Below are 26038 nucleotides of genomic sequence, written 5' to 3' on the forward strand. Positions count from 1 at the left end.
TTGTGGGATTAACCCTTTTTTAAGCTTCTACTTCTTTAACAGCGACCAAGTGGCTAACTTTGTTAATCATACCACGAATGGCAGGATTGTCGTTTTGAACCACTTTGCTGTTGATTTTGCGCAAGCCCAATGTTTTCACAGTTGTTCTTTGCGTCTCCGGACGTCCGATCAAGCTGCGGACGAGGGTAATTTCTAATTTAGCCATGAGATTCCCTCCTTAACCCAGAAGCTCTTCGACGGATTTGCCGCGCAGTTTTGCCACGTCTTCAGCACGCTTCAAACGGGACAAACCTTCCAAAGTCGCATTGACCATGTTCATGGAATTCGAAGAACCCAGAGATTTTGTCAAAATGTCACCTACACCAGCAAGTTCGAGAACCGCACGTACAGGACCACCAGCGATAACACCAGTACCTTCAGATGCTGGTTTCAACAGAACGCGTCCTGCGCCGAACTTACCTGTTACCAAGTGAGGAATCGAAGTTCCTACGAGTGGAACGTGTACAAGGTTTTTCTTAGCATCTTCAATACCTTTGCGAATTGCATCAGGTACTTCGCCCGCTTTACCGATACCAGCTCCAACCCAGCCGTTGCCGTCGCCGACTACAACCAGTGCGCTAAAGCTGAAACGGCGTCCGCCTTTTACTACTTTAGCTACGCGATTAATATTTACAACTCTTTCAGTCAGTTCCAAAGTATTCGGATCTACACGCAAGTCGTTAACCTCCTTTTGAAAAATATCTTAAAACTCAAGTCCTGCTTCACGAGCCGCTGCAGCCAATGCTGCGATACGACCATGGTACAGATAACCGCTACGGTCAAATACGATGTTGGAAACGCCTTTGTCTTTAGCACGTTTAGCAACGAGTTCGCCAACTTTACGAGCAGATTCAACAGATGCGCCGTTTTTGATGTCGCCGCTCAATTCTTTGTCTACAGTAGACGCTGAAGCGATCGTAACACCAGCTACGTCATCGATGATTTGAGCATACATATGTTTACCAGAACGGAATACGTTCAAACGAGGACGTGCAGCCGTTCCTTGGATTTTCTTACGAACACGCAGGTGTCTTTTCAGACGAGCCTTGTTTTTATCTTGTTTCGTAATCATCTCAGGGATTCACTCCTTTCAGGTTACCTCGCTGGCTTCAAACCGGAAGCCACGGGGTATATTAGAAACACAAGAAGCAAGCAAGCCGAAAGCCGCGCAAAGGCGGTAAGAGAAATCTTATTTCTTCTTACCGGCTTTACCTTCCTTACGGATGATACGCTCGCCTTCATATTTGATACCTTTACCTTTGTACGGCTCAGGTTCACGAACGGAACGGATTTTAGCAGCGTAAGCACCTACGCGCTCTTTGTCAATTCCGCGAACGATGATTTTCGTATTCGAAGGAACTTCGAATTCGATTCCCGCTTCCGGTGTAATTTCAACCGGGTGAGAGTAGCCAACGTTCAGAACGATTTTATCTCCGGATTTGCTTGCACGATATCCGACCCCAACCAGCTCCAGAGATTTTGCGAATCCTTCAGTAACACCACTCACCATGTTGTTTACAACGCTGCGCGTTGTGCCGTGCAAAGAACGGTGAGTTTTGTTATCGGAAGGACGCACAACTGTAATTTCGTTGTTTTCAACTGTAACCTTCATGTCTTTATGAAGTTCACGAGTCAAAGATCCTTTTGGTCCTTTTACCGTAATAACGGTGTTGTCCAGTGTGATGTCCACACCACTTGGTACTGTAATTGGTTTGCGACCAATACGAGACATATGTTGCACCTCCTATCTTGTGACGTTATATTACCAAACGTAGCAAACGACTTCTCCGCCGGATTTCGATTGACGAGCTTCTTTGTCCGTCATGATACCTTTGGATGTCGAGATAATAGCGATACCCAGACCACCAAGTACACGAGGTACTTCGTTGCTTTTCGTGTAAACACGAAGACCAGGCTTACTGATTCTTTTCAGACCAGTAATAACACGCTCGTTATTTTGACCGTATTTCAGGAAAACACGGATAATCCCTTGTTTGTTATCATCGATAACTTCAGCGTCACGGATAAAACCTTCACGCTTCAGGATGTCGGCGATTTGTTTTTTCATTGTCGAAGCAGGCATTTCTACCGTTTCGTGACGAACTGTGTTCGCGTTACGAATACGAGTAAGCATATCTGCAATTGGATCAGACATAGTCATTGTGAGTTAACCTCCTTCCCGTTCAGGACTTTTTACCAGCTTGCTTTTTTCACGCCAGGGATCTGGCCTTTATAAGCTAATTCACGGAAGCAAATTCTGCAAATTTTGAACTTCTGCAGTACCGAATGTGGACGTCCGCAACGCTCACAGCGTGTATAAGCACGTACTTTAAACTTTGGTGTACGTTGTTGTTTAACTTTCATCGAAGTTTTTGCCACTTAGCCTGACACCTCCTAAATAATTTCGGAGAAAAGGGAGTCTTTCCAGACACCCGGAAACGTTATAGCAACATTATTTTACGAAAGGCATTCCGAGTTGCGTGAGCAATTCACGGGATTCTTCGTCTGTTTTCGCCGTTGTTACGATGACAATATCCATACCGCGGACTTTGTCTACTTTATCATACTCGATCTCTGGGAAGATCAATTGCTCTTTCAGACCCAGTGTGTAGTTACCACGTCCGTCGAAAGCTTTGCTCGATACACCGCGGAAGTCGCGGACACGAGGAAGCGTAACGTTGAACAGTTTATCGAGGAAGAAGTACATACGCTCGCCGCGCAATGTTACTTTCACACCGATAGGCATGTTCTCACGCAGTTTGAAACCTGCGATAGATTTTTTAGCACGAGTGATTACAGGTTTTTGACCTGCGATCAGTTGCAAATCGTTTACTGCGGAATCCAACACTTTGGAGTTTTGAACTGCGTCGCCCACACCCATGTTGATAACGATTTTCTCGATTTTCGGCACTTGCATTACCGTTGTATAGTTAAACTTCTGCATCAAAGCAGGAGCAATTTCGTTCAGGTAACGTTCTTTCATTCTTGCTGCCATGAATCATAGACCTCCTTTCTCATTCGGTTCAATTAGTCGATAATTTCTCCGGAACGTTTTGCAACGCGCACTTTCTTTCCGTTATCCAACACTTTGTAACCTACACGGGTTACTTTTCCGCTCTTCGGATCGATGTGCATTACGTTGGAAACGTGAATTGGAGCTTCCTTCTCGATAATGCCGCCTTGCGGATTTTGCTGGTTAGGCTTCTGGTGTTTTTTAATCATGTTAACACCTTCCACAAGGACGCGGTTCTCACGAGGATAAGCAGCGATGACACGGCCTTTTTTACCTTTGTCTTTACCGCTGATCACCATAACTGTATCTTCTTTTTTAACATGAAGTTTATTGTTATGGGATTCCAGAACTTTTTTCACTCTTGGCATTTCGTACACCTCCTGTTTCTAACATCACGAGATTAAGCTTTAGATAACTTCTGGGGCCAAGGAAACGATTTTCATGAAGTCTTTCTCGCGGAGTTCACGAGCAACAGGTCCGAAAATACGTGTTCCACGCGGGCTTCTGTCGTCTTTTACAACAACCGCTGCATTTTCATCAAAACCGATGTAGGAACCGTCTTTACGACGTACAGAACGTTTCGTACGAACGACAACCGCTCTAACTACATCACCTTTTTTGACAACGCCGCCTGGTGTTGCTTGTTTTACCGAACAAACGATCAGATCACCGATTTGAGCTGTACGACGTCCCGTACCGCCGAGTACGCGGATACACATCAGTTCCTTCGCACCGGAGTTGTCGGCCACAGTCAAACGTGTAAATGGTTGAATCATTTAGTATTCCTCCTTTCAGCTGTGCTGCTGATGCATTAGATGATAATCGCTTTTTCTACGATTTCAGTAAGTCTCCAGCGTTTATCTTTCGAAAGCGGACGAGTCTCCATGATTTTCACCGTGTCACCGATTTTCGCAGTGTTTTCTTCGTCATGTGCTTTGAATTTTTTAGTAACCTTGATACGTTTATGGTACAATTCGTGTTTTTTGTAAGTTTCTACAGCAACAACGATCGTTTTATCCATTTTATCGCTGACTACTTTACCTGTTTGCACTTTACGTGCGTTACGTTCTTCGCTCATTGTTGGCCTCCTTCCTGATTACGGACGGATTAGATATCCGATCCCTAATTAACCGATTCCCAATTCTCTTTCACGGATAATGGTTTTAGCACGAGCTATTTCTTTCCGCACATCACGGATTCGAGTCGGGTTATCCAGCTGACCGGTAGCGAGTTGAAAGCGGAGGTTAAAGAGTTCTTCTTTAAATCCGGCAATCTTTTGCTCGATTTCAGCAGAGGTTAGGTTGCGAAATTCACTAGCTTTCATTTGCTTCACCACCCAATTCTTCACGTTTCACAAACTTCGTTTTGATTGGCAGTTTGTGAGCGGCAAGACGCATTGCTTCGCGAGCAACATCCTCCGGTACACCAGCAAGTTCAAACATGATCTTACCTGGTTTCACAACTGCAACCCATTTTTCTACGTTACCTTTACCGCTACCCATCCGAACCTCGAGAGGCTTTTGAGTGATTGGTTTGTCTGGGAAGATTTTGATCCAAACTTTACCACCACGTTTGATGTAACGAGTCATCGCAATACGAGCCGCTTCGATTTGACGGTTCGTAATCCAAGCGGGTTCCGTAGCTTGCAGACCGTATTCGCCAAAGTTCAGCGTAGTTCCGCCTTTAGCTTGACCCTTCATGTGTCCGCGTTGTTGCTTACGGTGTTTTACACGTTTTGGTACCAACATGATTAGTTGCCTCCTTCCTTAGCAGCTTGTTTCTTAGCCGTAGGAAGAACCTCTCCACGATAGATCCATACTTTTACGCCGATACGGCCGTAAGTAGTATGAGCCTCTGCTGTACCGTAGTCGATGTCGGCACGAAGCGTGTGCAGTGGAACAGTTCCTTCGCTGTAGCCTTCCGAACGAGCAATCTCAGCACCGCCAAGACGTCCGCCCACTTGAGTTTTAATACCTTTTGCACCAGAGCGCATTGTTCTTTGAATAGCTTGTTTCAGAGCACGACGGAAAGAAACACGACGTTCCAATTGTTGTGCAATGCTTTCAGCTACGAGGATTGCGTCCAGGTCTTGGTTCTTAATTTCAGAAATGTTGATGTGTACTTTTTTACCGCCAGCAATTTTCGTAATTTGATTACGAAGATTTTCAACTTCAGAACCACCCTTACCGATAACCATACCTGGTTTCGCAGTGTGAATCGTTACGTTTACGCGGTTAGCCGCTCTCTCGATTTCAACACGAGACATAGCGGAGTCTTTCAATTTATTTTTCAGGAATTCACGAATTTTCACGTCTTCCATCAAAAGATCGCCGAAGTCTTTACCTGCATACCACTTAGATTCCCAGTCACGGATAATTCCGACACGGAGTCCGACTGGATTTACCTTTTGGCCCACACATTTCCCCTCCTTCTACTTTTCAGATACCACCAAAGTGATGTGGCTAGTACGTTTGTTAATACGACTTGCACGTCCCATTGCACGAGGGCGGAAACGTTTCATTGTCGGTCCTTGGTTCACGTAAGCTTGCGAAATGACCAAGTTATTAACATCCAAAGAATAGTTATGTTCCGCATTTGCAATCGCGGAGTTAAGCAACTTCTCAACAATCGGAGAAGCGGATTTCGGAGTGTGACGGAGAATGGCAACCGCCTCACCAACTTGCTTGCCGCGAATCAAGTCAACAACGAGTTGAACTTTACGAGGAGCAATCCGGATAAACTTAGCATGTGCTTTTGCTTCCATTGTGTAACCTCCTCTCAAACATTAAAGATGTTCATTTATCTTCTTGTTTTCTTATCATCATCAGTATGGCCTTTGTACGTACGGGTTGGAGCGAACTCACCCAGTTTGTGTCCGACCATGTCCTCAGTTACGTATACTGGCACGTGTTTACGACCGTCATATACGCCAAATGTGTGTCCGATGAATTGCGGGAAAATTGTAGAACGACGGGACCAGGTTTTAATAACAAGCTTTTTACCGGATGCTTCCATCTCTTCTACCTTTTTCAGCATGTAGCCATCAATGAATGGCCCTTTTTTCAAACTGCGACCCATGTGGAGATCCTCCCTTCAAACGTAGCTATTATGCATCCGCAGATGCCGCACGAAGTTATGCACAGTGTGTATTACTTCGTGCGGCGGCGAATGATGTATTTATCAGAAGCTTTATTTTTCTTACGCGTTTTGTAACCAAGAGTAGGTTTACCCCATGGTGACATTGGCGATTTACGTCCGATTGGAGCACGACCTTCACCACCACCGTGTGGGTGATCGTTAGGGTTCATTACTACACCACGAACTTCAGGACGTTGTCCCAACCAACGGCTACGACCGGCTTTACCGATTTTGATGAGCTCGTGGTCTTGGTTACCAACAGATCCGATTGTTGCGCGGCAAACTTTCAGAATACGACGAACTTCTCCGGAAGAGAGACGAACGGAAACGTATTTTTCTTCTTTACCAAGCAATTGAGCTTCTGTACCAGCAGCACGAACCAATTGTCCGCCTTTACCTGGTTTCAACTCGATGTTGTGGATAACGGTACCTACTGGAATGTTTTCAAGCGGCAGTGCGTTACCGATTTTGATGTCTGCGTCAGGACCGGAGAATACTTGATCGCCAACTTTCAGACCTTTAGGAGCGATGATGTAACGTTTCTCACCATCAGCGTAGTGAATCAAAGCGATGTTGGATGTACGGTTCGGGTCATACTCAATCGTAGCAACGCGGCCCGGTATTCCATCTTTAGTACGTTTGAAGTCAATGATACGGTACTTACGTTTGTGTCCACCACCGTGGTGACGAACTGTAATTTTACCTTGGTTGTTGCGGCCTGCTTGTTTGCTCAAAGGGGCCAACAACGATTTCTCCGGCTTATCTGTGGTGATTTCCTCAAATGTAGAAACGGACATGTTCCGTCTTGCCGGGGATGTTGGTTTATACTTTTTGATTGGCACTAGGTTTCCCTCCTTACTTCAAAAATTTCAATTATACAGTTTCAAAGAACTCAAGCGTTTTGCTGTCTTGTGTCAGCGTTACAAACGCTTTTTTCCATTCGCTTGTATATCCGGAATAACGTCCGTACCGTTTAGGCTTAGCTGGAACACGCAGAGTGTTCACGTTTTTCACTTTTACGTTGAAAATAGCTTCTACGGCCTTTTTGATCTCGGTTTTGTTTGCACGGATATCGACTTCAAATACATATTTCAAGTCATTCATCATGTCAGCAGTACGTTCCGTAATAATCGGACGTTTTACAATATCACGAGGATCCTTCATTACGCGAGCACCTCCTCTACCTTCTGAACTGCTTCTTTCGTAATGATCAATTTGTCGTGCGAAAGCACGTCAAGAACATTAATGCCGTCAGCAGCTACGAATTTCACGCCAGGAATATTCCGTGCGGAAAGAGCCACATTATCATCATAGCTAGGAGCTACGATCAAAGCTTTGCGTCCAACTTTCAAGTTGTTCAAGATGGCTGCAAATTCTTTTGTTTTAGGTGTGCTCAACGTGAGAGCATCCAGAACGATAATGTCATTGTCGATCACTTTGGATGAAAGAGCTGATTTGATCGCCAAACGGCGAACTTTCTTAGGCAGTTTGTATGCATAGCTCCGTGGTGTCGGACCAAATACGATACCGCCGCCTTTCCATTGTGGAGAACGAATCGAACCTTGACGAGCGCGACCTGTACCTTTTTGTTTCCAAGGTTTACGTCCACCGCCACGTACTTCAGAACGTCCTTTTACTTTGTGGGTACCTTGACGAAGGGAAGCGCGTTGCATAAGAACTGCATCGTACAGAACGTGTTGGTTCGGCTCAATTCCGAAAACCGCATCGTTCAATTCAACTTCGCCTACTTGGCTACCATCTACATTGTAAACTGATACTTTTGGCATTTTGTGTTCCTCCTTTCTTCAGTGGTTATTTTTTCACCGTTTCTTTAACTTTAATGAGACTGTTTTTCGGTCCAGGAATGGAACCTTTCACGAGCAACACGTTACGTTCAGCGTCTACTTTAACTACTTCAAGACGTTGGATTGTAACAGTATCATGTCCCATGTGTCCTGGCAGGCGTTTGCCTTTAGGAACGCGGTTAGCTTGGATCGAACCCATTGAACCAGGGCCACGGTGGTAACGCGAACCGTGTGACATAGGTCCAGTGCTTTGTCCCCAACGTTTGATAACGCCGGCAAAACCTTTACCTTTAGAAACACCCGTTACGTCAACGAATTCGCCTTCAGCGAAAATGTCAGCTTTCAGTTCTTGGCCAACTTCATATTCTGCGATGTTGATACCGCGAACTTCACGAACGTAGCGCTTAGGGGCAGTGTTCGCTTTTTTAGCGTGACCTGCTTCTGGCTTGTTAGCATTTTTCTCTTTCTTATCGGAGTAACCGATTTGAATTGCTTCGTAGCCATCATTCTCAATGTCTTTCTTTTGCAAAACAACACAAGGGCCTGCTTCGATAACCGTTACTGGTACAACGTTACCCTCAGGTGTAAATACTTGAGTCATTCCGAGTTTTTTTCCTAAGATTGCTTTCATGTTGACACCTCTTTTCCTTTATACATGGTCTTTGTTGTAACTTGAATTACAATTTAATTTCGATATCTACACCGGACGGCAGATCCAAGCGCATCAAGGCATCCACAGTTTGTGGAGTCGGGTTAACGATGTCGATCAAACGCTTATGTGTGCGTTGTTCGAATTGTTCCCGAGAATCCTTGTACTTGTGCACCGCACGAAGAATAGTAATGATTTGTTTTTCAGTAGGAAGCGGAATCGGACCGGATACACCAGCACCCGAACGTTTTGCAGTTTCAACGATTTTCTCCGCGGATTGATCAAGAATTCTGTGGTCGTAAGCTTTCAAACGAATACGAATTTTTTGCTTTGCCATTTTAGTCCCTCCTTCTATCGCCCAATTTTTTATCGGACATACTCCGTGAAAATTTTCTAGCCACTGTCCCATGGCAAAGGGGCCGGGTGTGCCAGTAACCTCTCACATCATCGCAACGTCTCAGAACAACATTCATTATTATATAGAAAAGATGGGCGTATTGCAAGCATATTTAAGAAAAACACTTAAACTAATCTTTTCTCATGAAATGATTGCGTTTAATATGTAGTTTCCCTACTCTATACTAGCTGCCTTAACCAATCTTTCTTTACAATTCCGAATGATCTTCAAACCTTGTGACGCAGGTTCCGAATCATAGACATAATAAAAGAGTTCTCTATCCGATGTCGGATAAAGAACTCTTCCGAAGCTTCGTTACAGTACAATGTTACTCGTTCCAGTACACTGTTGCATATGCTTACTCAGCGAATAGCTGAATTATTTTTGGATAGTTGCTACGGAACCTGCACCTACTGTACGGCCACCTTCACGAATGGAGAACTTAGTTCCTTCTTCAATCGCGATTGGGGAGATCAGTTGAACAGTAACCGTGATGTTGTCACCAGGCATTACCATTTCAGTACCTTCTGGCAAGTTGATGATACCAGTTACGTCAGTTGTACGGAAGTAGAACTGTGGACGGTATCCAGTGAAGAAAGGCTTATGACGGCCACCCTCTTCTTTAGTCAAAACGTAGATTTGAGCAGAGAATTCTGTGTGTGGCTTAACAGAACCCGGTTTTGCCAAAACTTGTCCACGCTCGATTTGAGTACGGTCAACACCACGCAGCAATGCGCCGATGTTGTCACCCGCTTGAGCGGAATCCAGCAATTTACGGAACATTTCAACGCCCGTAACTACGGATTTTTTAGTTTCTTCAGTAATACCAACGATTTCGATCTCTTCGCCGACTTTAACAGTACCACGCTCTACACGACCTGTAGCAACAGTACCACGACCAGTGATGGAGAATACGTCCTCGACAGGCATCAAGAAAGGTTTGTCAGTTTGACGCTCAGGCAGTGGGATGTAAGTATCGATTTCTTTGAACATCTCAACGATTTTTTGAGCCCACTCACCATCAGGGTTTTGCAGAGCTTCACGAGCGGATCCACGAGTGATTGGAGTATCATCACCTGGGAACTCATATTCGTTAAGAAGGTCGCGAACTTCCATCTCAACCAATTCCAACAACTCTTCGTCTTCAACCATGTCACATTTGTTCAAGAATACAACAATGTAAGGTACGCCTACTTGACGGGAGAGCAAGATGTGCTCACGAGTTTGTGGCATTGGGCCGTCAGCTGCGGATACTACCAAGATAGCTCCGTCCATTTGTGCCGCGCCAGTGATCATGTTTTTAACATAGTCGGCGTGACCTGGGCAGTCTACGTGAGCGTAGTGACGAGTGTCAGTTTCGTACTCAACGTGAGCTGTGGAGATTGTGATACCGCGCTCGCGCTCTTCTGGAGCTTTGTCGATTTGGTCGAATGCTACAGCAGCACCACCGTAAGTTTTGGACAATACAGTTGTGATTGCAGCAGTCAGAGTTGTTTTACCATGGTCGACGTGACCGATAGTACCAATGTTAACGTGGGGTTTATTACGTTCGTATTTAGCCTTTGCCATTTGAACGTGGCCTCCTTAAAATTATAATTTTATGTTTTTCACTAAATGAAGTGCAAAGAATTCATGACTCTTATGCACTTTCATTCAATGAGAGAAAACTACTCGGTTCCTTTTGTTTTGGCAACAATCTCTTCAGCGATGCTCTTAGGAACTTCTTCATAGTGAGAAAGCTCCATGGAGAATACGCCGCGTCCTTGAGTACCGGAACGAAGAGTTGTAGAGTATCCGAACATTTCAGACAAAGGTACTTTAGCACGGATGATTTGGGCTCCACTACGGGAATCCATACCTTCGATGCGGCCACGACGGGAGTTAAGCATACCCATAACGTCACCCATGTACTCTTCTGGAACGGTTACTTCTACTTTCATGATTGGCTCAAGCAGAACTGGACTACATTTGTCTTTCGCAGCTTTCAGCGCCATTGATCCGGCAATTTTAAATGCCATCTCGTTGGAATCGACATCATGGTAAGATCCGTCTACGATTGTAGCCTTAACGTCAACAAGCGGGAAGCCTGCGATAACGCCGTTTTTCATTTGCTCTTCGATACCTGCAAGAGCTGGTTGAATGTATTCTCTTGGAACGGAACCACCGACAACCTTACTTTCGAACTGGCTGCCTGTACCCGGCTCGAGAGGTTCGAACTCAACCCATACGTGACCGTATTGACCACGACCACCGGATTGACGAACGAATTTACCTTCAACGCGCGCTGGTGCACGGAATGTTTCACGGTAAGCTACTTGTGGTTTACCCACAGTAGTTTCAACCTTGAACTCACGACGCATACGGTCAATGATGATATCAAGGTGAAGCTCACCCATACCTGCCAAGATTGTTTGACCTGTTTCTTCATCAGTATGAGCACGAAGAGTTGGATCCTCTTCTGTCAACTTACCGAGAGCAACACCCATTTTATCTTGGTCAGCTTTGGTTTTAGGTTCAACGGCGATTTCGATAACCGGATCAGGGAAGTTCATTGACTCCAGGATAACCGGGTTTTTCTCATCACACAGTGTATCACCTGTACCAGTATCTTTCAAACCTACGGCAGCTGCAATGTCACCGGAGTAAACTTCAGTGATCTCTTGACGGCTGTTCGCATGCATTTGAAGGATACGACCGATACGCTCACGTTTGCCTTTAGTGGCATTCAATACGTAAGAACCGGATTGAAGAACACCGGAATATACGCGGAAGAATGTCAACTTACCAACGTAAGGGTCAGTCATGATTTTGAAGGCCAATGCAGAGAATGGCTCTTCATCGGAAGACTTGCGAATTGCTTCAGTTCCATCCTCGAGGTGACCAGTGATAGCCGGTACATCGATTGGAGCTGGCAAGTAGTCGATAACAGCATCCAACATCAGTTGAACACCTTTGTTACGGTATGAGGAACCACAGATAACAGGGAAGATCTTAACATCTACAACACCTTTACGGAGAGCGGCTTTGATCTCTTCAACAGTGATCTCTTCGCCTTCCAGGTATTTCATTGTCAATTCTTCGTCCAGTTCTGCGACACGCTCGATCAATTCGTTACGAAGTTCCTCAACTTGCTCTTTGAACTCCGCAGGAATTTCTGTTTCTTCGATATTTTGACCAAGGTCATCTTTGTACATATGAGCCTTTTGTTCAACGATATCGATAATACCGATGAAATCATTTTCAGCGCCGATTGGAAGTTGAATCGCAACAGCGTTCGCTTGAAGGCGATCACGCATGTCAGATACAACGTTCAGGAAGTCAGCACCGATGATATCCATTTTGTTTACGTAAGCGATACGAGGTACGCCGTACTTGTCAGCCTGTCTCCATACGGTTTCGGACTGAGGCTCAACGCCTTCTTTCGCACTGAATACACCAACTGCTCCGTCCAATACACGAAGGGAACGTTCAACTTCAACAGTGAAGTCAACGTGTCCCGGGGTATCAATGATATTAACGCGGTGGCCCTTCCAAGCAGCGGTAGTCGCAGCGGAAGTAATCGTAATTCCGCGCTCCTGTTCCTGTTCCATCCAGTCCATTGTCGCAGCGCCTTCGTGAACTTCACCGATTTTGTGCGTACGGCCTGTGTAGAACAAGATCCGCTCAGTTGTAGTGGTTTTACCCGCGTCAATATGAGCCATGATCCCGATATTACGTGTATTTTTCAAGGAGAACTCTCTTGCCATGAATTGGGTCTCCCTTCAAAATTGAAGTTATTATTGTGAACTGAATCCTACCAACGGTAGTGAGCAAACGCTTTGTTCGCTTCAGCCATTTTGTGCGTGTCTTCACGTTTTTTAACGGAAGCGCCTGTGTTGTTGGAAGCGTCGATGATCTCAGCCGCCAAACGCTCTTCCATTGTTTTCTCACCGCGGTTGCGGGAGTAGTTCACGAGCCAACGTAATCCCAAAGAAGTACGTCTCTCTGGTTTTACCTCGATTGGTACTTGGTAGTTGGCACCGCCGACACGGCGAGCTTTAACTTCCAGGACTGGCATGATATTCTTGATTGCTGCTTCAAATACTTCCATCGGGTCATTACCCGTACGTTCTTGAATCAACTTGAACGCATTATACAGAATGCTTTGAGCAACACCGCGTTTTCCGTCGAGCATGATGCGGTTGATCAAACGAGTAACCAACTTGGAGTTGTATACCGGATCTGGCAACACGTCTCTTTTCGTAACTGGACCTTTGCGTGGCATGGATATCCCCCTTTCTTTCTTGTTTAGCCAATCCAACACTTTCAGATATTAATCCAAAAGATATATAGGATGGCTACTTATAATGTTTTAGGCTTTTTTAGCTTTTGGACGTTTAGCACCGTATTTCGAACGAGCTTGCATACGGTTGTTTACACCTGCAGTATCAAGAGCTCCACGAACGATGTGATAACGAACCCCTGCAAGGTCTTTAACTTTACCTCCACGGATCAACACAACACTGTGCTCTTGAAGGTTATGTCCGATTCCCGGGATATAAGCAGTTACCTCGAGACGGTTCGTCAAACGAACACGGGCATACTTACGAAGTGCAGAGTTTGGTTTACGTGGAGTCATTGTACCTACACGAGTGCAGACACCACGTTTTTGTGGGGCACTGATGTTAGTAGATTCACGTTTCAAAGCGTTGAACCCTTTTTGCAAAGCTGGCGATTTGGACTTGTCAACTTTAGCTTGACGTCCTTTACGAACCAGTTGGTTAATAGTTGGCATGTGATTGCCACCCCCTTCCTCAATTGTTCATGTTTCTTTATAAACCTCATTACGCTAAGTCCACAGACCCAGGCGGTTCATAAAAAGACAAATGAAAAGTTTTTGCCTTGGAGAATCCTTAAAAGTTCTCGGACAAAAACGTTCCTTACTCTATCATTTTGCGACAGCAGCCATTGCTGCTCCCACTCCAATCCCGCAAGCTTTGCCGAGATTTTTCATTGTGTCCACTTTCGTGTACTTCACATTGTGTTGTTCACACAAGGCAATGATTTTGGAAGTGAGCTGCGGATCACTATCTTCAGCCACATAGACTTCAGCAGCCATTCCTGACTGGACCATCCGCATGGTCTGTTTGGTACCAATTTTGACATGAGCATCTTGCAGACCTTTTTCATTAGACATTGTTCATTCCTCCGAATAGGACCATATACAATCAGCTGCCCACGCACCTTTGATATATTAGCATCTAGCGCAAGCAATGTCAATGCTAATCCTAAAACATTTATTTGCAAGTTTTGCTATACCGGGAAACGTCCGTCTGTATAAAACAGTCGTCCGCCCCCTGGCATACAAAACCTCAACTTATCCTATTAATCAGAATAAAGTTAGCAAATCAATTTAATCAACCGAAACTGGCTCAAGTTCTTCTACTGAAGATTGGCCATCTTCTGGTTCAGCAAATTTGATGCTGCGGTAACGGTTCATACCCGTACCTGCAGGAATCAATTTACCGATGATTACATTTTCTTTCAGACCGAGCAACTGATCGACTTTACCTTTGATCGCTGCATCTGTCAGGACACGTGTAGTCTCTTGGAACGATGCCGCTGAGAGGAAGGAGTCTGTTTCCAGGGATGCCTTCGTAATACCGAGCAGGATTGGTTTCGCAACCGCTGGCTCTTTATCACTCAGAATCGCTGTTTTGTTAGCTCTTTCGTACTCATGCGTATCCACGAACGATCCTGGCAACAACGTAGTGTCCCCTGCATCGACGATACGGATTTTACGCAACATTTGACGGATCATAACTTCAACGTGCTTGTCATTGATTTCTACGCCTTGGTTACGGTATACGCGCTGTACTTCCTGCAAAATGTAGTTCTGTACGCCACGTACGCCTTTAATGCGCAGCATTTCTTTTGGATCGATAGAACCGTCTGTCAACTCGTCACCAGCTTCAATTTCCATGCCTTCGCTTACGCGCACACGGGAACCGTAGGTAACAGAGTAAACTTTGGATTCTGCTTCACCTTGAATTTCGATTTCGCGACGATCTTTCGCTTCGCGAATCTCTTTGACAACACCATCAATCTCACTGATTGTTGCTTGACCCTTAGGATTACGAGCCTCAAACAACTCCTGGATACGCGGCAAACCTTGCGTAATATCGTCTCCGGCTACACCACCGGTGTGGAACGTACGCATTGTCAACTGTGTTCCTGGCTCACCAATGGATTGTGCTGCGATAATACCAACTGCTTCACCGATTTCCACGTGTTTACCAGTCGCCAAGTTACGACCATAACACTTCTTGCAGACACCGTGACGAGCACGGCAGCTGAGTACGGAGCGGATTTGCAATTTGGTTACGCCAGCTTTGATGATTGCCTCTGCTTTATCGGAATCAATCAGCTCATTGCGGTGTGCAATAACTTCTTTCGTTTCCGGATGACGAACAGTTTCGAAGCAGTATCTGCCTTCAATACGGTCGTAGAGATCCTCAATAACCTCTTTACCATCCTGGATACGACTTACCGTAAAGCCTTTATCTGTACCACAATCATCTTCACGCACGATCACGTCTTGTGCCACGTCTACGAGACGACGAGTCAGGTAACCTGAATCCGCTGTACGCAGGGCCGTATCGGCCAAACCTTTACGGGCACCGTGAGTCGAGATGAAGTACTCGAGTACCGTCAGACCTTCACGGAAGTTCGATTTGATTGGGAGTTCAATGATTCGACCGGATGGGTTGGCCATCAGACCACGCATACCGCCCAATTGGGTGATTTGCGATTTGTTACCCCGTGCTTTGGAGTCAACCATCATCATGATGGAGTTGTAACGATCCATCGATTTCATCAGAATCTCGGTGATATCATCTTTCGATTTCGACCAGATATCAATGATGCGGTCATAGCGCTCTTCGTTCGTAATCAGACCACGACGGTACTGGTTCGTAACGATTTGTGCTTTTTCTTCCGACTGTTTAAGAATCTCGGTTTTCTCTTCCGGAACGACAACATCCGATACTGCAACCGTAATACCGGCACGAGTAGAGTATGTGAATCCGAGTTGTTTGATTTTATCCAATATAACGGCTGTTTCCGTTGTATGGTAAATTTCGAAACAACGAGCGATGATTGAACCGAGATATTCTTTACCAACACCACCAGCCTGAGGAGCATTCAAAATTGCTTCTCTAAGGTCAGCACCCTTCTCATAAACAAATGAATGCTCGGCAGTACCTTGGTAAAGGTTCGCACGAGTTGCATCATTGATGTAAGGGAAACTTGCCGGGAAGATTTCATTAAAGATGATTTTGCCGACAGTAGTCAGCAACATTGCATCTTGCTGTTCATCGGTAAAGCTAGTTTTGCCAAGTGCTCTAACCGGGATTGCTACACGTGCATGCAAACCTGCAGTGCCACGTTGGTACGCGGATACAGCTTCATTTACCGTGCGCAAAATCATACCTGTTCCTTTTTCTTCCTTGTTGTCCATGGTCAGGTAATAAGAACCAAGCACCATATCCTGGGAAGGGGTAACAACCGGTTTACCGTCTTTCGGGTTCAAAATGTTACCTGATGCAAGCATCAGGATACGTGCTTCTGCTTGAGCTTCAGCAGACAACGGAACGTGCACGGCCATTTGGTCACCGTCAAAGTCGGCATTGTATGCTGTACATACGAGCGGGTGAAGACGGATTGCTTTACCTTCAACGAGAATCGGTTCAAATGCTTGAATACCGAGTCTGTGAAGCGTAGGGGCACGGTTCAACAGAACCGGGTGCTCCTTAATTACTTCTTCAAGAACATCCCATACTTCAGGACTTACACGCTCAACTTTACGTTTAGCGCTCTTGATGTTGTGGGCAAGCCCTTTATTTACAAGCTCTTTCATAACGAAAGGCTTGAACAGTTCAAGTGCCATATCTTTAGGCAGACCACACTGATACATTTTCAGGTAAGGTCCAACTACGATAACGGAACGACCCGAATAGTCAACCCGTTTACCGAGCAAGTTCTGACGGAAACGTCCTTGTTTACCTTTCAGCATGTGGCTGAGGGATTTCAAAGGACGGTTACCAGGACCCGTTACAGGGCGTCCACGACGGCCGTTGTCGATCAATGCATCAACAGCTTCCTGCAGCATCCGTTTTTCGTTTTGCACGATAATGTCTGGTGCGCCAAGGTCAAGCAAGCGTTTCAGACGGTTGTTCCGGTTAATTACACGACGATACAAGTCATTCAAGTCAGACGTTGCAAAACGTCCGCCATCCAGCTGTACCATTGGACGAAGTTCCGGCGGGATAACAGGAAGTACATCCATGATCATCCACTCAGGTTTATTGCCCGAGTTGCGGAAAGCCTCAATGACTTCCAAACGTTTGATTGCACGGTTGCGACGTTGCCCTTGTGCAGTCCGGAGCTCTTCCTTCAGGAACTCAAGCTCTTTTTCCACATCCAGGTCTTGAAGCAGTTTCTTAACCGCTTCTGCACCCATGCCCGCTTGGAATCCGTATCCGTATTTTTCGCGGTAGCTGCGGTATTCTTTCTCGGACAACAGCTGTTTTTTCTCCAGTGGAGTTTCTCCTGGATCAGTTACTACATATGATGCAAAATAAATAATCTCCTCGAGAGATCTTGGAGACATATCCAATGCGAGACCCATACGGCTCGGAATACCTTTGAAGTACCAGATATGCGATACCGGAGCAGCGAGCTCAATATGGCCCATCCGTTCGCGGCGTACTTTCGCACGTGTGACTTCAACGCCACAACGATCACAGACAACGCCTTTATAACGGACGCGTTTGTATTTACCGCAATGACATTCCCAGTCTTTTGTAGGGCCAAAAATCTTTTCGCAGAACAGCCCTTCTTTTTCCGGTTTCAACGTACGATAGTTGATCGTTTCCGGTTTTTTCACTTCTCCGCGGGACCAAGAACGAATTTTTTCTGGGGAAGCAAGCCCGATCTTCATGTATTCGAAATTGTTGACGTCCAACAAGGAGCAACCCTCCTTAACCAAGTCCTGTATTCTAGGTTACGCCCCCTCCGGCCGAAGCCGGAGCAAGACGCGAGCCTGATGAAAAACGCCGGTCATCATGCGCCCGAAGCGGTTACTCCGCTCCGACCTCTGTACCCTCAAGGTTGAGGCTGAGCTTATCGCTCGCAGCGTCATCTTCATCGTCCATTTCTTTCATTTCAATCTCTTGCTCATCTTCGCTCAAAATCTTAACGTCCATACCCAAGCTTTGCAGCTCTTTGATCAATACTTTGAATGATTCAGGAACACCTGGTTCAGGAACATTCTCGCCTTTGACGATGGACTCATACGTTTTCACCCGACCTACAACATCATCGGACTTAACGGTCAAGATTTCTTGCAGTGTATAGGCCGCACCATAAGCCTCAAGCGCCCATACTTCCATCTCCCCGAAACGTTGTCCACCGAACTGGGCTTTACCACCCAGAGGCTGTTGCGTAACGAGTGAGTAAGGACCTGTGGAACGAGCATGGATTTTATCATCAACCATGTGCGCCAGCTTGATCATATGCATGACGCCGACAGTAACTTCACGTTCGAATTCTTCTCCCGTACGTCCATCGTACAGAACGGTTTTACCATTACGCTGCATACCTGCTTCTTCCATCGTATCGAAGACGTCATACTCCTTCGCACCGTCGAATACAGGAGTAGCTACGTGAATACCGAGCTGCATGGCTGCCATACCCAAGTGAACTTCAAGTACTTGACCAATGTTCATCCGGGAAGGTACGCCCAGTGGGTTAAGAACGATTTGAACTGGTGTACCGTCCGGCAGGAAAGGCATATCTTCTTCCGGCAGGATACGGGCCACGACCCCTTTGTTACCGTGACGTCCGGCCATTTTATCACCCTCGGAAATTTTCCGTTTTTGAGCGATATAAACACGAACGAGCTGGTTAACACCTGGAGGCAGTTCATCACCGTTTTCACGGGTAAAGACTTTTACATCTACTACGATACCGTCAGTACCGTGAGGTACACGCAAGGAAGTGTCACGCACTTCACGCGCTTTCTCACCAAAGATCGCATGCAGGAGACGTTCTTCTGCAGTCAGTTCTGTTACACCTTTTGGTGTTACTTTACCAACCAGAATGTCACCGGCACTGATTTCTGCACCGATACGGATAATACCACGCTCATCCAGATTACGCAGCGCTTCTTCCCCTACGTTAGGGATATCACGTGTGATCTCTTCAGGCCCGAGCTTGGTATCACGCGCTTCAGACTCATATTCCTCGATATGAATGGATGTATACACATCTTCTTTGACGAGTTTTTCGCTGAGTAGAATCGCATCCTCGTAGTTGTAACCTTCCCAAGTCATGAAAGCAACAACGACGTTACGTCCCAGTGCCAATTCACCCATTTCCGTCGAAGGACCGTCTGCAAGGATGTCGCCAGCTTTGACAACAGCACCTCTTTTGACAATCGGACGTTGGTTAATGCATGTTCCTTGGTTCGAACGCATAAATTTGTGTAATTTATATTTAACGATATCGCCTTTGACTTCTTGACCATCGACTTCTTCAACACGACGCAACCAAATCTCATTCGCAGAAGAACGTTCAATAATCCCGTCATATTTGGAGACAATACATACACCGGAATCTTTTGCGGCTTTGTGTTCCATACCTGTTCCCACCAGCGGAGCTTTAGGAATCAAGAGTGGAACGGCTTGCCGCTGCATGTTCGATCCCATAAGCGCACGGTTGGAGTCATCGTTCTCAAGGAACGGAATGAGCGCCGTAGCGACAGATACTACCTGCTTAGGAGATACGTCCATGTAGTCAACACGTTCACTCGGCATCGTAAGGATGTTATCCGACTGCTTGTTGTAACGTACAATGATCGCTTCTTCGGCAAAAGTGCTGTCTTCATTCAGCTTCGCATTCGCTTGCGCGATGACATAGTTGTCCTCTTCGTCTGCTGTCAGGTAATCGATTTGCTCGGTTACGACACCAGTCTTCGGATCTACCCAGCGATAAGGAGCTTCAATGAATCCATATTCGTTCACACGGGCAAATGTCGACAGGGAGTTGATCAAACCAATGTTTGGTCCCTCCGGTGTCTCGATTGGACACATCCGGCCATAGTGGGATGGATGCACGTCACGGACTTCCATGCCGGCACGCTCACGTGTCAAACCACCCGGTCCGAGTGCGGACAGACGGCGTTTATGCGTCAACTCACCCAGCGGGTTCGTTTGATCCATAAACTGTGACAATTGGGAGCTACCGAAGAACTCTTTAATGGATGCGATAACAGGACGTATGTTAATCAAAGCCTGAGGCGTGATTACGTTAGCATCCTGAATAGACATTCTCTCACGAACTACACGTTCCATACGGGATAAACCGATACGGAATTGGTTTTGCAAGAGTTCACCAACCGAACGAAGACGACGGTTACCCAGGTGATCGATATCATCTGTGCTGCCGATTCCATGCAAAAGGTTAATGAAGTAACTGATTGAGGAAATAATATCAGCCGGTGTAACGTTCTTCACTGATTTATCAATATTAGCATTGGCAATCAGTTTAACGACCTTACCATCCTCAATCGGTGAAAATACATCAATCGTTTGCATCGGGATATCATTGGCATCCAAAACGCCGTTAGCAACGTGATATGTGCGGAAACCAACACTCTTCTCCAGTTGCGGCATAATTTCATCCAACAAACGACGGTCTATCATTTGACCTGCTTCAGCGATAATTTCGCCAGTTTCGGTGTCCACAAGAGACTCAGCCAAACGTTGGTTGAACAAACGGTTCTTGATGTGAAGCTTTTTGTTGATTTTGTAACGACCCACATTAGCCAGGTCATAACGTTTTGGATCAAAGAAACGGGCTACAAGCAAGCTTTTCGCGTTATCCAGCGTTGGCGGCTCGCCCGGGCGAAGACGCTCATAAATTTCAATCAGCGCTTTCTCCGTGGAATCCGTATTGTCTTTGTCCAGCGTATTGCGAATATATTCGTCATTACCGAGCAGATCCAGAATCTCAGCGTCTGTGCCAAAACCAAGTGCACGCAGGAGAACCGTCACCGGTATTTTACGTGTGCGGTCGATCCGGACGTAAACAACATCCTTCGCGTCCATCTCCAGTTCGAGCCAAGCGCCGCGGTTAGGAATAACTGTAGCGGTATACGTTTTTTTGGCGTTTTTATCTACTTTGGTACTGAAGTAAACGCTAGGAGAGCGAACCAACTGGCTGACAATAACCCGTTCCGCACCATTAATAATAAATGTGCCGGTGTCGGTCATCAGCGGGAAATCTCCCATGAATACTTCCTGCTCTTTGACTTCGCCGGTTTCCTTATTAATGAGCCGGACTTTGACCCGAAGCGGTGCTGCATAAGTAACGTCACGCTCTTTCGCGTCGTCTACTGTATACTTCGGTTCACCGAGACTGTAATCGATAAATTCCAAAATCAAGTTACCTGTAAAATCCTGGATCGGCGAGATATCCTGGAACATTTCGCGCAACCCTTCCTCCAAAAACCAATCGTAAGATTTTTGTTGGATCTCAATCAGGTTCGGAACTTCGAGTATCTCGTTAATTCGTGCATAACTGCGCCGAGTGCGTCGACCATATTGAACAAGATGTCCTGCCAACTTAAACTCACCCCTCAATGTCTACTCACTTTAAAAATTTCGTTGCGAACCTCTGTTTGTAACCTTATAATGGTACACATACAGAGCAAAGCAATGCATCCACAAATAAAGAAAAGCCCTTACTCGAATGTCGTTCGAAAAAAGAGCAACTTTGATCGGCGGATGTCTTTCCAAAATCATACTTATCCCCAGTTTGCCCAAAATGTACATATTATACGCCAAACGTAGGCATAATAAGCCCGTTCGGCGTAAAAAAGGTTGACATTTTTAGTTAGCTAAAGCCAAATAGGGCATCTTAATACTGACATTTTACAATAATACCACGACCTGAATTTCAAGTCAATAGTCCTATTGCAAAAAAAATGCTACCCTGCTTACTTTACAAATCAGGATTTAGCCTAAAGGTGTCTCTTCCAACTTTGTCGCTTTGAAAATCCGGTAGCCTTTGTCCTTCGTTACTTCCTCCACTCTTCCAAAGAGAGATTCCAGCTTCGCTTTTGCCGAAGGTGCTCCCTGCTTTTTCTGAATGACAATCCATAACGCTCCGCCCATCTTCAAATGACCATAAGCCTGTTCAAAGATTGTATGCACGGTTTCCTTACCGGCACGGATCGGAGGATTGGTCAGAATCGCGTCAAAGTCTTCCTTTTTAACTTCAGCCAGAAGATTGCTTTGCATAACCGTTACATTTGTTATGCCGTTCGCTTTTGCATTTTCCCTAGAGAGCTCAACTGCTCTCTCATTGATATCGATCATGGTGACATGTCCATTCGGTACAAGTTTGGCTGCTGTAAGACCAATGGGTCCATACCCGCAGCCCACATCCAATACATGAGCTCTAGCAGGCAAATCCATAGCATCAATCAACACTCTGCTGCCGTAATCGATTCCGTTTTTGGAAAATACCCCTGCATCCGTAATGAGTCGTAATTTCCATCCGCGTAGCTCCGCTTCTGTAGCCCGTCTGTCATGTGCCACCTGCGGTTTGTCCGAATAATAATGATTGGACATGTCCTCACTCACTTTCCATATACAATTACAGCAACAAACCCCTTGATATAAGTCAAGGGGTTTGTTGTTTTGTTCATTTAGCTTATAAAAGCCAAATTATTTAACTTCGATCGAAGCGCCTGCTTCTTCCAATTTAGCTTTGATGGATTCAGCTTCTTCTTTGCTAACTTTTTCTTTCAATGCTTTTGGAGCATTGTCAACTACTTCTTTAGCTTCTTTCAGGCCAAGACCTGTGATTTCACGAACTGCTTTGATAACGTTGATTTTGGAAGCGCCAGCGCTTGCCAAGATTACGTCGAACTCGGATTGCTCAGCTTCAGCTGCAGCAGCTCCGCCACCTGCAACAGCTACTGGAGCTGCAGCAGTTACGCCGAATTCTTCTTCGATTGCTTTAACGAGATCATTCAATTCCAGTACAGTCATGCCTTTGATTGCTTCCAAGATTTGCTCTTTACTCATGATTGAACCTCCATATATAATATTATTTTTTTTGTAATTCATCACTGCCTAAGCAGCATTCAGATCAAGTTGCTTACGCGCCTTGTTCTTCTTTATCAGCAACAGCTTTAACCGCAAGCGCGAAGTTGCGCACTGGCGCTTGAAGCACGCTGAGGAGCATGGAAAGGAGACCTTCGCGGGATGGCAATTCTGCCAACGCTTTGACTTCTTGTACTCCAATTACGCGACCTTCTACAACTGCACCTTTCAATTCCAGTGCATCGTTCTTTTTCGCGAAGTCGTTCAGAATTTTGGCTGGAGCCACTACGTCGTCTACGCTGAATGCAATTGCACTAGGACCTGTCAGTACTTCGTTAAGTTCTGTCAGTTCTGCTGCAGCTGCTGCGCGGCGAAGCAACGAGTTTTTCAGCACTTGGAATTCGATTCCGGCTTCACGAAGCTGCTTACGCAGCTCAGTTACTTGGGCAACGTTCAAACCGCGATAGTCAACAACAACGCTAGTAGCGCTCTCGCGCAATTTTGCTGTTACTGCATCAACGGACTCTTGTTTTGCTTGAATCACTTTTGCGTTTGCCAAACTGTACACCTCCTGATCAAATTTATCCCATTAAGAAAAGCCTCCGTAGAATCACGAAGGCTTGATATATACTCATAATCGATTTACATCGTTCTAAGTTCTATAATCACACCTCGGCAGGAAATTAAGCCATAATGGCACCTACTGTCTACGGCAAGCATATTCAAATGTCAACGGTCAGTCACTCGGACTCACAACTTTTATAGATTATCAGAACAGGACAAGCCTGTCAAGTGATATTATCTAAAAGATGCTGCGTTCACGCGTGCGCCAGGGCCCATCGTGGAAGAAAGACTTACATTCTTCAGATAAACACCTTTTGCTGCCGCCGGTTTAGCACGAGTCAAAGCATCCATGAGAGCTTTAAGGTTCTCATTCAGTTGCTCTGCCGAGAAAGAAGCTTTACCGATCGGTGCATGAATTTGACCTGCACGATCCAGACGATATTCGATTTTACCGGCTTTAATTTCTTGAACAGCCTTGGATACATCGAAAGTTACCGTTCCGGCTTTAGGGTTAGGCATCAGACCTTTACCGCCGAGCAGACGGCCCAATTTACCTACTTCACTCATCATGTCCGGTGTCGCTACGCAGACGTCGAACTCGAACCAGCCTTGTTGGATTTTGTTGATCATGTCTGCATCACCAACATAGTCCGCGCCAGCCGCTTCCGCTTCTTTCGCTTTGTCACCTTTTGCAAATACCAATACGCGTTGTGTTTTACCTGTGCCGTGTGGCAAGACAACAACACCACGTACTGCCTGGTCTTGTTTACGTGGGTCAACGCCCAAGCGTACTGCTGCTTCGATCGTTTCATCGAATTTTGCAGTGGCTGCCTTTTTCACAAGCTCTACAGCTTCTGAAGGCTCGTAAGTTGCTTCGCTGTCAATCAGCTTAGCAGCTTCCAGGTATTTTTTACCGTGTTTAGCCATGTTATATTCCTCCTTTGTGGTGTTAGCGGATATACCTCCCACATCAACCGGCCGCGAATCGGCCGGCTTTACGAAGCCATGTTTCAGATGAAAAATTAGTCTTCGATGGTGATACCCATGCTGCGGGCAGTACCTTCGACCATACGCATTGCAGACTCAACGTCAGCAGCATTCAGGTCAGGCATTTTTGTTTCCGCGATTTGACGTACCGCATCACGTTTAACGGTAGCGACTTTTTTCTTGTTCGGTTCGCCGGATCCTTTTTCTACTTTAGCTGCCACTTTCAACAGAACTGCTGCTGGTGGAGTTTTAGTGATGAAAGTAAAGGAACGGTCTTCGAATACTGTGATTTCAACAGGAATAATCAATCCCGCTTGATCGGCTGTACGAGCGTTGAACTCTTTACAGAATGCCATGATGTTGACACCTGCTTGACCCAAAGCTGGACCTACCGGAGGCGCTGGATTCGCTTTACCTGCTGGAATTTGCAGTTTTACCATTTTGATTACCTTTTTTGCCATGATTGACACCTCCTTGCAAAATAGTGGTTAACGGGCCTCTCAGCCCTCCCACAAGAAACTTGAAGAGACTATATCTTCTCCACTTGCGTATATTCCAACTCAAGCGGCGTTTCCCGTCCAAACATGTTCACGTGCACTTTCAACTTGCTTTTGTCTACCAAAATTTCTTCCACGGAGCCCACAAAATTCGCAAAAGGACCAACTTTAATACGTACGGATTCCTTAATATCGAATTCAATTTTAGGCTTCGGCTCAACCATGCCCATGTGCTTCAGAATTTGTTCCACTTCTTCAGGCAGCAAGGCTGTTGGTTTGGACCCGGAACCTGTCGAACCGACAAATCCCGTAACACCTGGCGTGTTACGAACAACATACCAAGAGTCATCCGTCTGGACCATTTCCACCAAGACATATCCGGGGTAAACTTTACGCATAACGGTTTTTTTCTTACCGTCTTTGTTTACCACTTCTTCTTCCATAGGAACAAGAACGCGGAAAATCTTGTCTTCCATGCCCATGGACTCTACGCGTTTTTCCAAATTGGCTTTGACCTTATTCTCATACCCTGAATAGGTATGAACGACGTACCATCTTTTTTCCATATCAAGCCACCTGGGACCCTTCTTAAATAATCGCTTCGATCACAGCGGAGATGCCGATATCAACGACCCAAAAAAACAGCGTCATAACCACAACAGTACCAAGAACGATCAATGTGTAGTTGGTCAGCTCTTTACGATTAGGCCAGCGAACTTTTTTAAGTTCAGCCCAGCTTTCAGAGAAAAAGGAAATCAGAGATTTGAAACTACGTTTCACGCCGACTACACCTCCA

34 protein-coding genes and 1 other annotated feature are annotated in these 26038 nt (G+C 45.7%); all 34 genes read right to left on the reverse strand.

The window, feature by feature from the left end; all coding sequences use genetic code 11:
* Positions 1–19 precede the first annotated feature (19 nt).
* Positions 20–205 (reverse strand): 50S ribosomal protein L30, encoded by a 186-nt coding sequence (rpmD, locus tag MHB49_RS30350; RefSeq protein WP_017692092.1) that lies wholly within the window; start codon positions 203–205, stop codon positions 20–22.
* Positions 206–217: 12 nt separating this feature from the next.
* Entirely contained in the window at positions 218–715 is a 498-nt protein-coding gene (rpsE, locus tag MHB49_RS30355; RefSeq protein ID WP_017692091.1) for a 30S ribosomal protein S5, read from the reverse strand.
* 27 nt (positions 716–742) lie between these two features.
* Positions 743–1111: a 50S ribosomal protein L18 gene (gene rplR, locus MHB49_RS30360; RefSeq protein ID WP_062329465.1), complete on the reverse strand. Its 369-nt coding sequence runs from the start codon at positions 1109–1111 to the stop codon at positions 743–745.
* 117 nt (positions 1112–1228) lie between these two features.
* Positions 1229–1771: a 50S ribosomal protein L6 gene (rplF, locus tag MHB49_RS30365; protein ID WP_024633576.1), complete on the reverse strand. Its 543-nt coding sequence runs from the start codon at positions 1769–1771 to the stop codon at positions 1229–1231.
* A gap of 30 nt (positions 1772–1801) precedes the next feature.
* Positions 1802–2200, reverse strand: a complete 399-nt coding sequence (gene rpsH / locus MHB49_RS30370) for a 30S ribosomal protein S8 (protein WP_017692088.1) — start codon at positions 2198–2200, stop codon at positions 1802–1804.
* A gap of 32 nt (positions 2201–2232) precedes the next feature.
* Positions 2233–2418: a type Z 30S ribosomal protein S14 gene (locus MHB49_RS30375; protein ID WP_013312154.1), complete on the reverse strand. Its 186-nt coding sequence runs from the start codon at positions 2416–2418 to the stop codon at positions 2233–2235.
* Positions 2419–2491: 73 nt separating this feature from the next.
* Positions 2492–3034 carry a 50S ribosomal protein L5 gene (rplE, locus tag MHB49_RS30380; RefSeq protein WP_062329467.1) on the reverse strand — a complete coding sequence of 181 codons (543 nt, stop codon included), beginning with the start codon at positions 3032–3034 and terminating at the stop codon, positions 2492–2494.
* 32 nt (positions 3035–3066) lie between these two features.
* Positions 3067–3420 (reverse strand): 50S ribosomal protein L24, encoded by a 354-nt coding sequence (rplX, locus tag MHB49_RS30385; RefSeq protein ID WP_024633578.1) that lies wholly within the window; start codon positions 3418–3420, stop codon positions 3067–3069.
* A 39-nt stretch (positions 3421–3459) separates the two neighbouring features.
* Entirely contained in the window at positions 3460–3828 is a 369-nt protein-coding gene (gene rplN, locus MHB49_RS30390; protein ID WP_024633579.1) for a 50S ribosomal protein L14, read from the reverse strand.
* Between the two features lie 35 nt (positions 3829–3863).
* Complete coding sequence (rpsQ, locus tag MHB49_RS30395; RefSeq protein WP_405154062.1) at positions 3864–4130, reverse strand: 30S ribosomal protein S17; 267 nt, start codon at positions 4128–4130, stop codon at positions 3864–3866.
* 48 nt (positions 4131–4178) lie between these two features.
* Entirely contained in the window at positions 4179–4376 is a 198-nt protein-coding gene (rpmC, locus tag MHB49_RS30400; RefSeq protein ID WP_017692083.1) for a 50S ribosomal protein L29, read from the reverse strand.
* Positions 4366–4800, reverse strand: a complete 435-nt coding sequence (gene rplP, locus MHB49_RS30405) for a 50S ribosomal protein L16 (protein WP_024633581.1) — start codon at positions 4798–4800, stop codon at positions 4366–4368. Before rplP ends, rpmC begins: the two co-directional genes overlap by 11 nt.
* Positions 4801–4802: 2 nt before the next feature.
* Positions 4803–5468, reverse strand: coding sequence for a 30S ribosomal protein S3 (gene rpsC, locus MHB49_RS30410; RefSeq protein ID WP_024633582.1), 666 nt, complete (start codon positions 5466–5468; stop codon positions 4803–4805).
* A 15-nt stretch (positions 5469–5483) separates the two neighbouring features.
* Entirely contained in the window at positions 5484–5816 is a 333-nt protein-coding gene (rplV, locus tag MHB49_RS30415) for a 50S ribosomal protein L22 (protein WP_024633583.1), read from the reverse strand.
* Between the two features lie 35 nt (positions 5817–5851).
* Entirely contained in the window at positions 5852–6130 is a 279-nt protein-coding gene (rpsS, locus tag MHB49_RS30420; protein ID WP_024633584.1) for a 30S ribosomal protein S19, read from the reverse strand.
* A gap of 71 nt (positions 6131–6201) precedes the next feature.
* Positions 6202–7032 carry a 50S ribosomal protein L2 gene (gene rplB / locus MHB49_RS30425; protein WP_076292169.1) on the reverse strand — a complete coding sequence of 277 codons (831 nt, stop codon included), beginning with the start codon at positions 7030–7032 and terminating at the stop codon, positions 6202–6204.
* 31 nt (positions 7033–7063) lie between these two features.
* Positions 7064–7354, reverse strand: coding sequence for a 50S ribosomal protein L23 (rplW, locus tag MHB49_RS30430; RefSeq protein ID WP_024633586.1), 291 nt, complete (start codon positions 7352–7354; stop codon positions 7064–7066).
* The gene (gene rplD / locus MHB49_RS30435; protein WP_062329471.1) at positions 7354–7977 is read right to left on the reverse strand and encodes a 50S ribosomal protein L4; all 624 of its coding nucleotides are present in this window, start codon (positions 7975–7977) and stop codon (positions 7354–7356) included. The genes rplW and rplD overlap by 1 nt, the downstream gene beginning before the upstream one ends.
* A gap of 25 nt (positions 7978–8002) precedes the next feature.
* On the reverse strand, positions 8003–8626 hold the full coding sequence (gene rplC, locus MHB49_RS30440; protein ID WP_053779208.1) for a 50S ribosomal protein L3: 624 nt from the start codon (positions 8624–8626) through the stop codon (positions 8003–8005).
* 46 nt (positions 8627–8672) lie between these two features.
* The gene (gene rpsJ, locus MHB49_RS30445; RefSeq protein WP_017692074.1) at positions 8673–8981 is read right to left on the reverse strand and encodes a 30S ribosomal protein S10; all 309 of its coding nucleotides are present in this window, start codon (positions 8979–8981) and stop codon (positions 8673–8675) included.
* A gap of 438 nt (positions 8982–9419) precedes the next feature.
* Positions 9420–10610, reverse strand: coding sequence for an elongation factor Tu (tuf, locus tag MHB49_RS30450; protein ID WP_076292167.1), 1191 nt, complete (start codon positions 10608–10610; stop codon positions 9420–9422).
* A gap of 98 nt (positions 10611–10708) precedes the next feature.
* The gene (gene fusA / locus MHB49_RS30455) at positions 10709–12787 is read right to left on the reverse strand and encodes an elongation factor G (RefSeq protein WP_405154063.1); all 2079 of its coding nucleotides are present in this window, start codon (positions 12785–12787) and stop codon (positions 10709–10711) included.
* Positions 12788–12834: 47 nt separating this feature from the next.
* Positions 12835–13305 carry a 30S ribosomal protein S7 gene (rpsG, locus tag MHB49_RS30460; RefSeq protein ID WP_007432586.1) on the reverse strand — a complete coding sequence of 157 codons (471 nt, stop codon included), beginning with the start codon at positions 13303–13305 and terminating at the stop codon, positions 12835–12837.
* 87 nt (positions 13306–13392) lie between these two features.
* Entirely contained in the window at positions 13393–13815 is a 423-nt protein-coding gene (gene rpsL, locus MHB49_RS30465; RefSeq protein WP_056697677.1) for a 30S ribosomal protein S12, read from the reverse strand.
* Positions 13816–13968: 153 nt separating this feature from the next.
* The gene (locus MHB49_RS30470) at positions 13969–14217 is read right to left on the reverse strand and encodes a ribosomal L7Ae/L30e/S12e/Gadd45 family protein (protein WP_076292165.1); all 249 of its coding nucleotides are present in this window, start codon (positions 14215–14217) and stop codon (positions 13969–13971) included.
* 216 nt (positions 14218–14433) lie between these two features.
* Positions 14434–18048 (reverse strand): DNA-directed RNA polymerase subunit beta', encoded by a 3615-nt coding sequence (rpoC, locus tag MHB49_RS30475; RefSeq protein ID WP_247899526.1) that lies wholly within the window; start codon positions 18046–18048, stop codon positions 14434–14436.
* A gap of 112 nt (positions 18049–18160) precedes the next feature.
* Positions 18161–21706: a DNA-directed RNA polymerase subunit beta gene (gene rpoB / locus MHB49_RS30480; RefSeq protein ID WP_076292163.1), complete on the reverse strand. Its 3546-nt coding sequence runs from the start codon at positions 21704–21706 to the stop codon at positions 18161–18163.
* A 393-nt stretch (positions 21707–22099) separates the two neighbouring features.
* Positions 22100–22717 (reverse strand): class I SAM-dependent methyltransferase, encoded by a 618-nt coding sequence (locus tag MHB49_RS30485; protein WP_405157274.1) that lies wholly within the window; start codon positions 22715–22717, stop codon positions 22100–22102.
* A 96-nt stretch (positions 22718–22813) separates the two neighbouring features.
* The gene (gene rplL / locus MHB49_RS30490) at positions 22814–23176 is read right to left on the reverse strand and encodes a 50S ribosomal protein L7/L12 (RefSeq protein ID WP_175394102.1); all 363 of its coding nucleotides are present in this window, start codon (positions 23174–23176) and stop codon (positions 22814–22816) included.
* A 73-nt stretch (positions 23177–23249) separates the two neighbouring features.
* A complete protein-coding gene (gene rplJ, locus MHB49_RS30495; RefSeq protein WP_405154064.1) occupies positions 23250–23753 on the reverse strand; it encodes a 50S ribosomal protein L10 in 504 nt (167 codons plus the stop codon).
* Positions 23754–23776: 23 nt separating this feature from the next.
* Positions 23777–23925: a sequence feature (ribosomal protein L10 leader region), on the reverse strand.
* Between the two features lie 67 nt (positions 23926–23992).
* Complete coding sequence (gene rplA / locus MHB49_RS30500) at positions 23993–24685, reverse strand: 50S ribosomal protein L1 (protein ID WP_024633597.1); 693 nt, start codon at positions 24683–24685, stop codon at positions 23993–23995.
* 95 nt (positions 24686–24780) lie between these two features.
* Complete coding sequence (gene rplK, locus MHB49_RS30505) at positions 24781–25206, reverse strand: 50S ribosomal protein L11 (protein WP_076292159.1); 426 nt, start codon at positions 25204–25206, stop codon at positions 24781–24783.
* Positions 25207–25274: 68 nt separating this feature from the next.
* Complete coding sequence (gene nusG / locus MHB49_RS30510) at positions 25275–25808, reverse strand: transcription termination/antitermination protein NusG (RefSeq protein ID WP_024633599.1); 534 nt, start codon at positions 25806–25808, stop codon at positions 25275–25277.
* 22 nt (positions 25809–25830) lie between these two features.
* The gene (gene secE / locus MHB49_RS30515; RefSeq protein ID WP_024633600.1) at positions 25831–26022 is read right to left on the reverse strand and encodes a preprotein translocase subunit SecE; all 192 of its coding nucleotides are present in this window, start codon (positions 26020–26022) and stop codon (positions 25831–25833) included.
* Between the last annotated feature and the right edge of the window lie 16 nt (positions 26023–26038).

It is taken from the genome of Paenibacillus sp. FSL K6-0108 (assembly GCF_045040695.1).
Classification (GTDB): domain Bacteria; phylum Bacillota; class Bacilli; order Paenibacillales; family Paenibacillaceae; genus Paenibacillus; species Paenibacillus pabuli_B.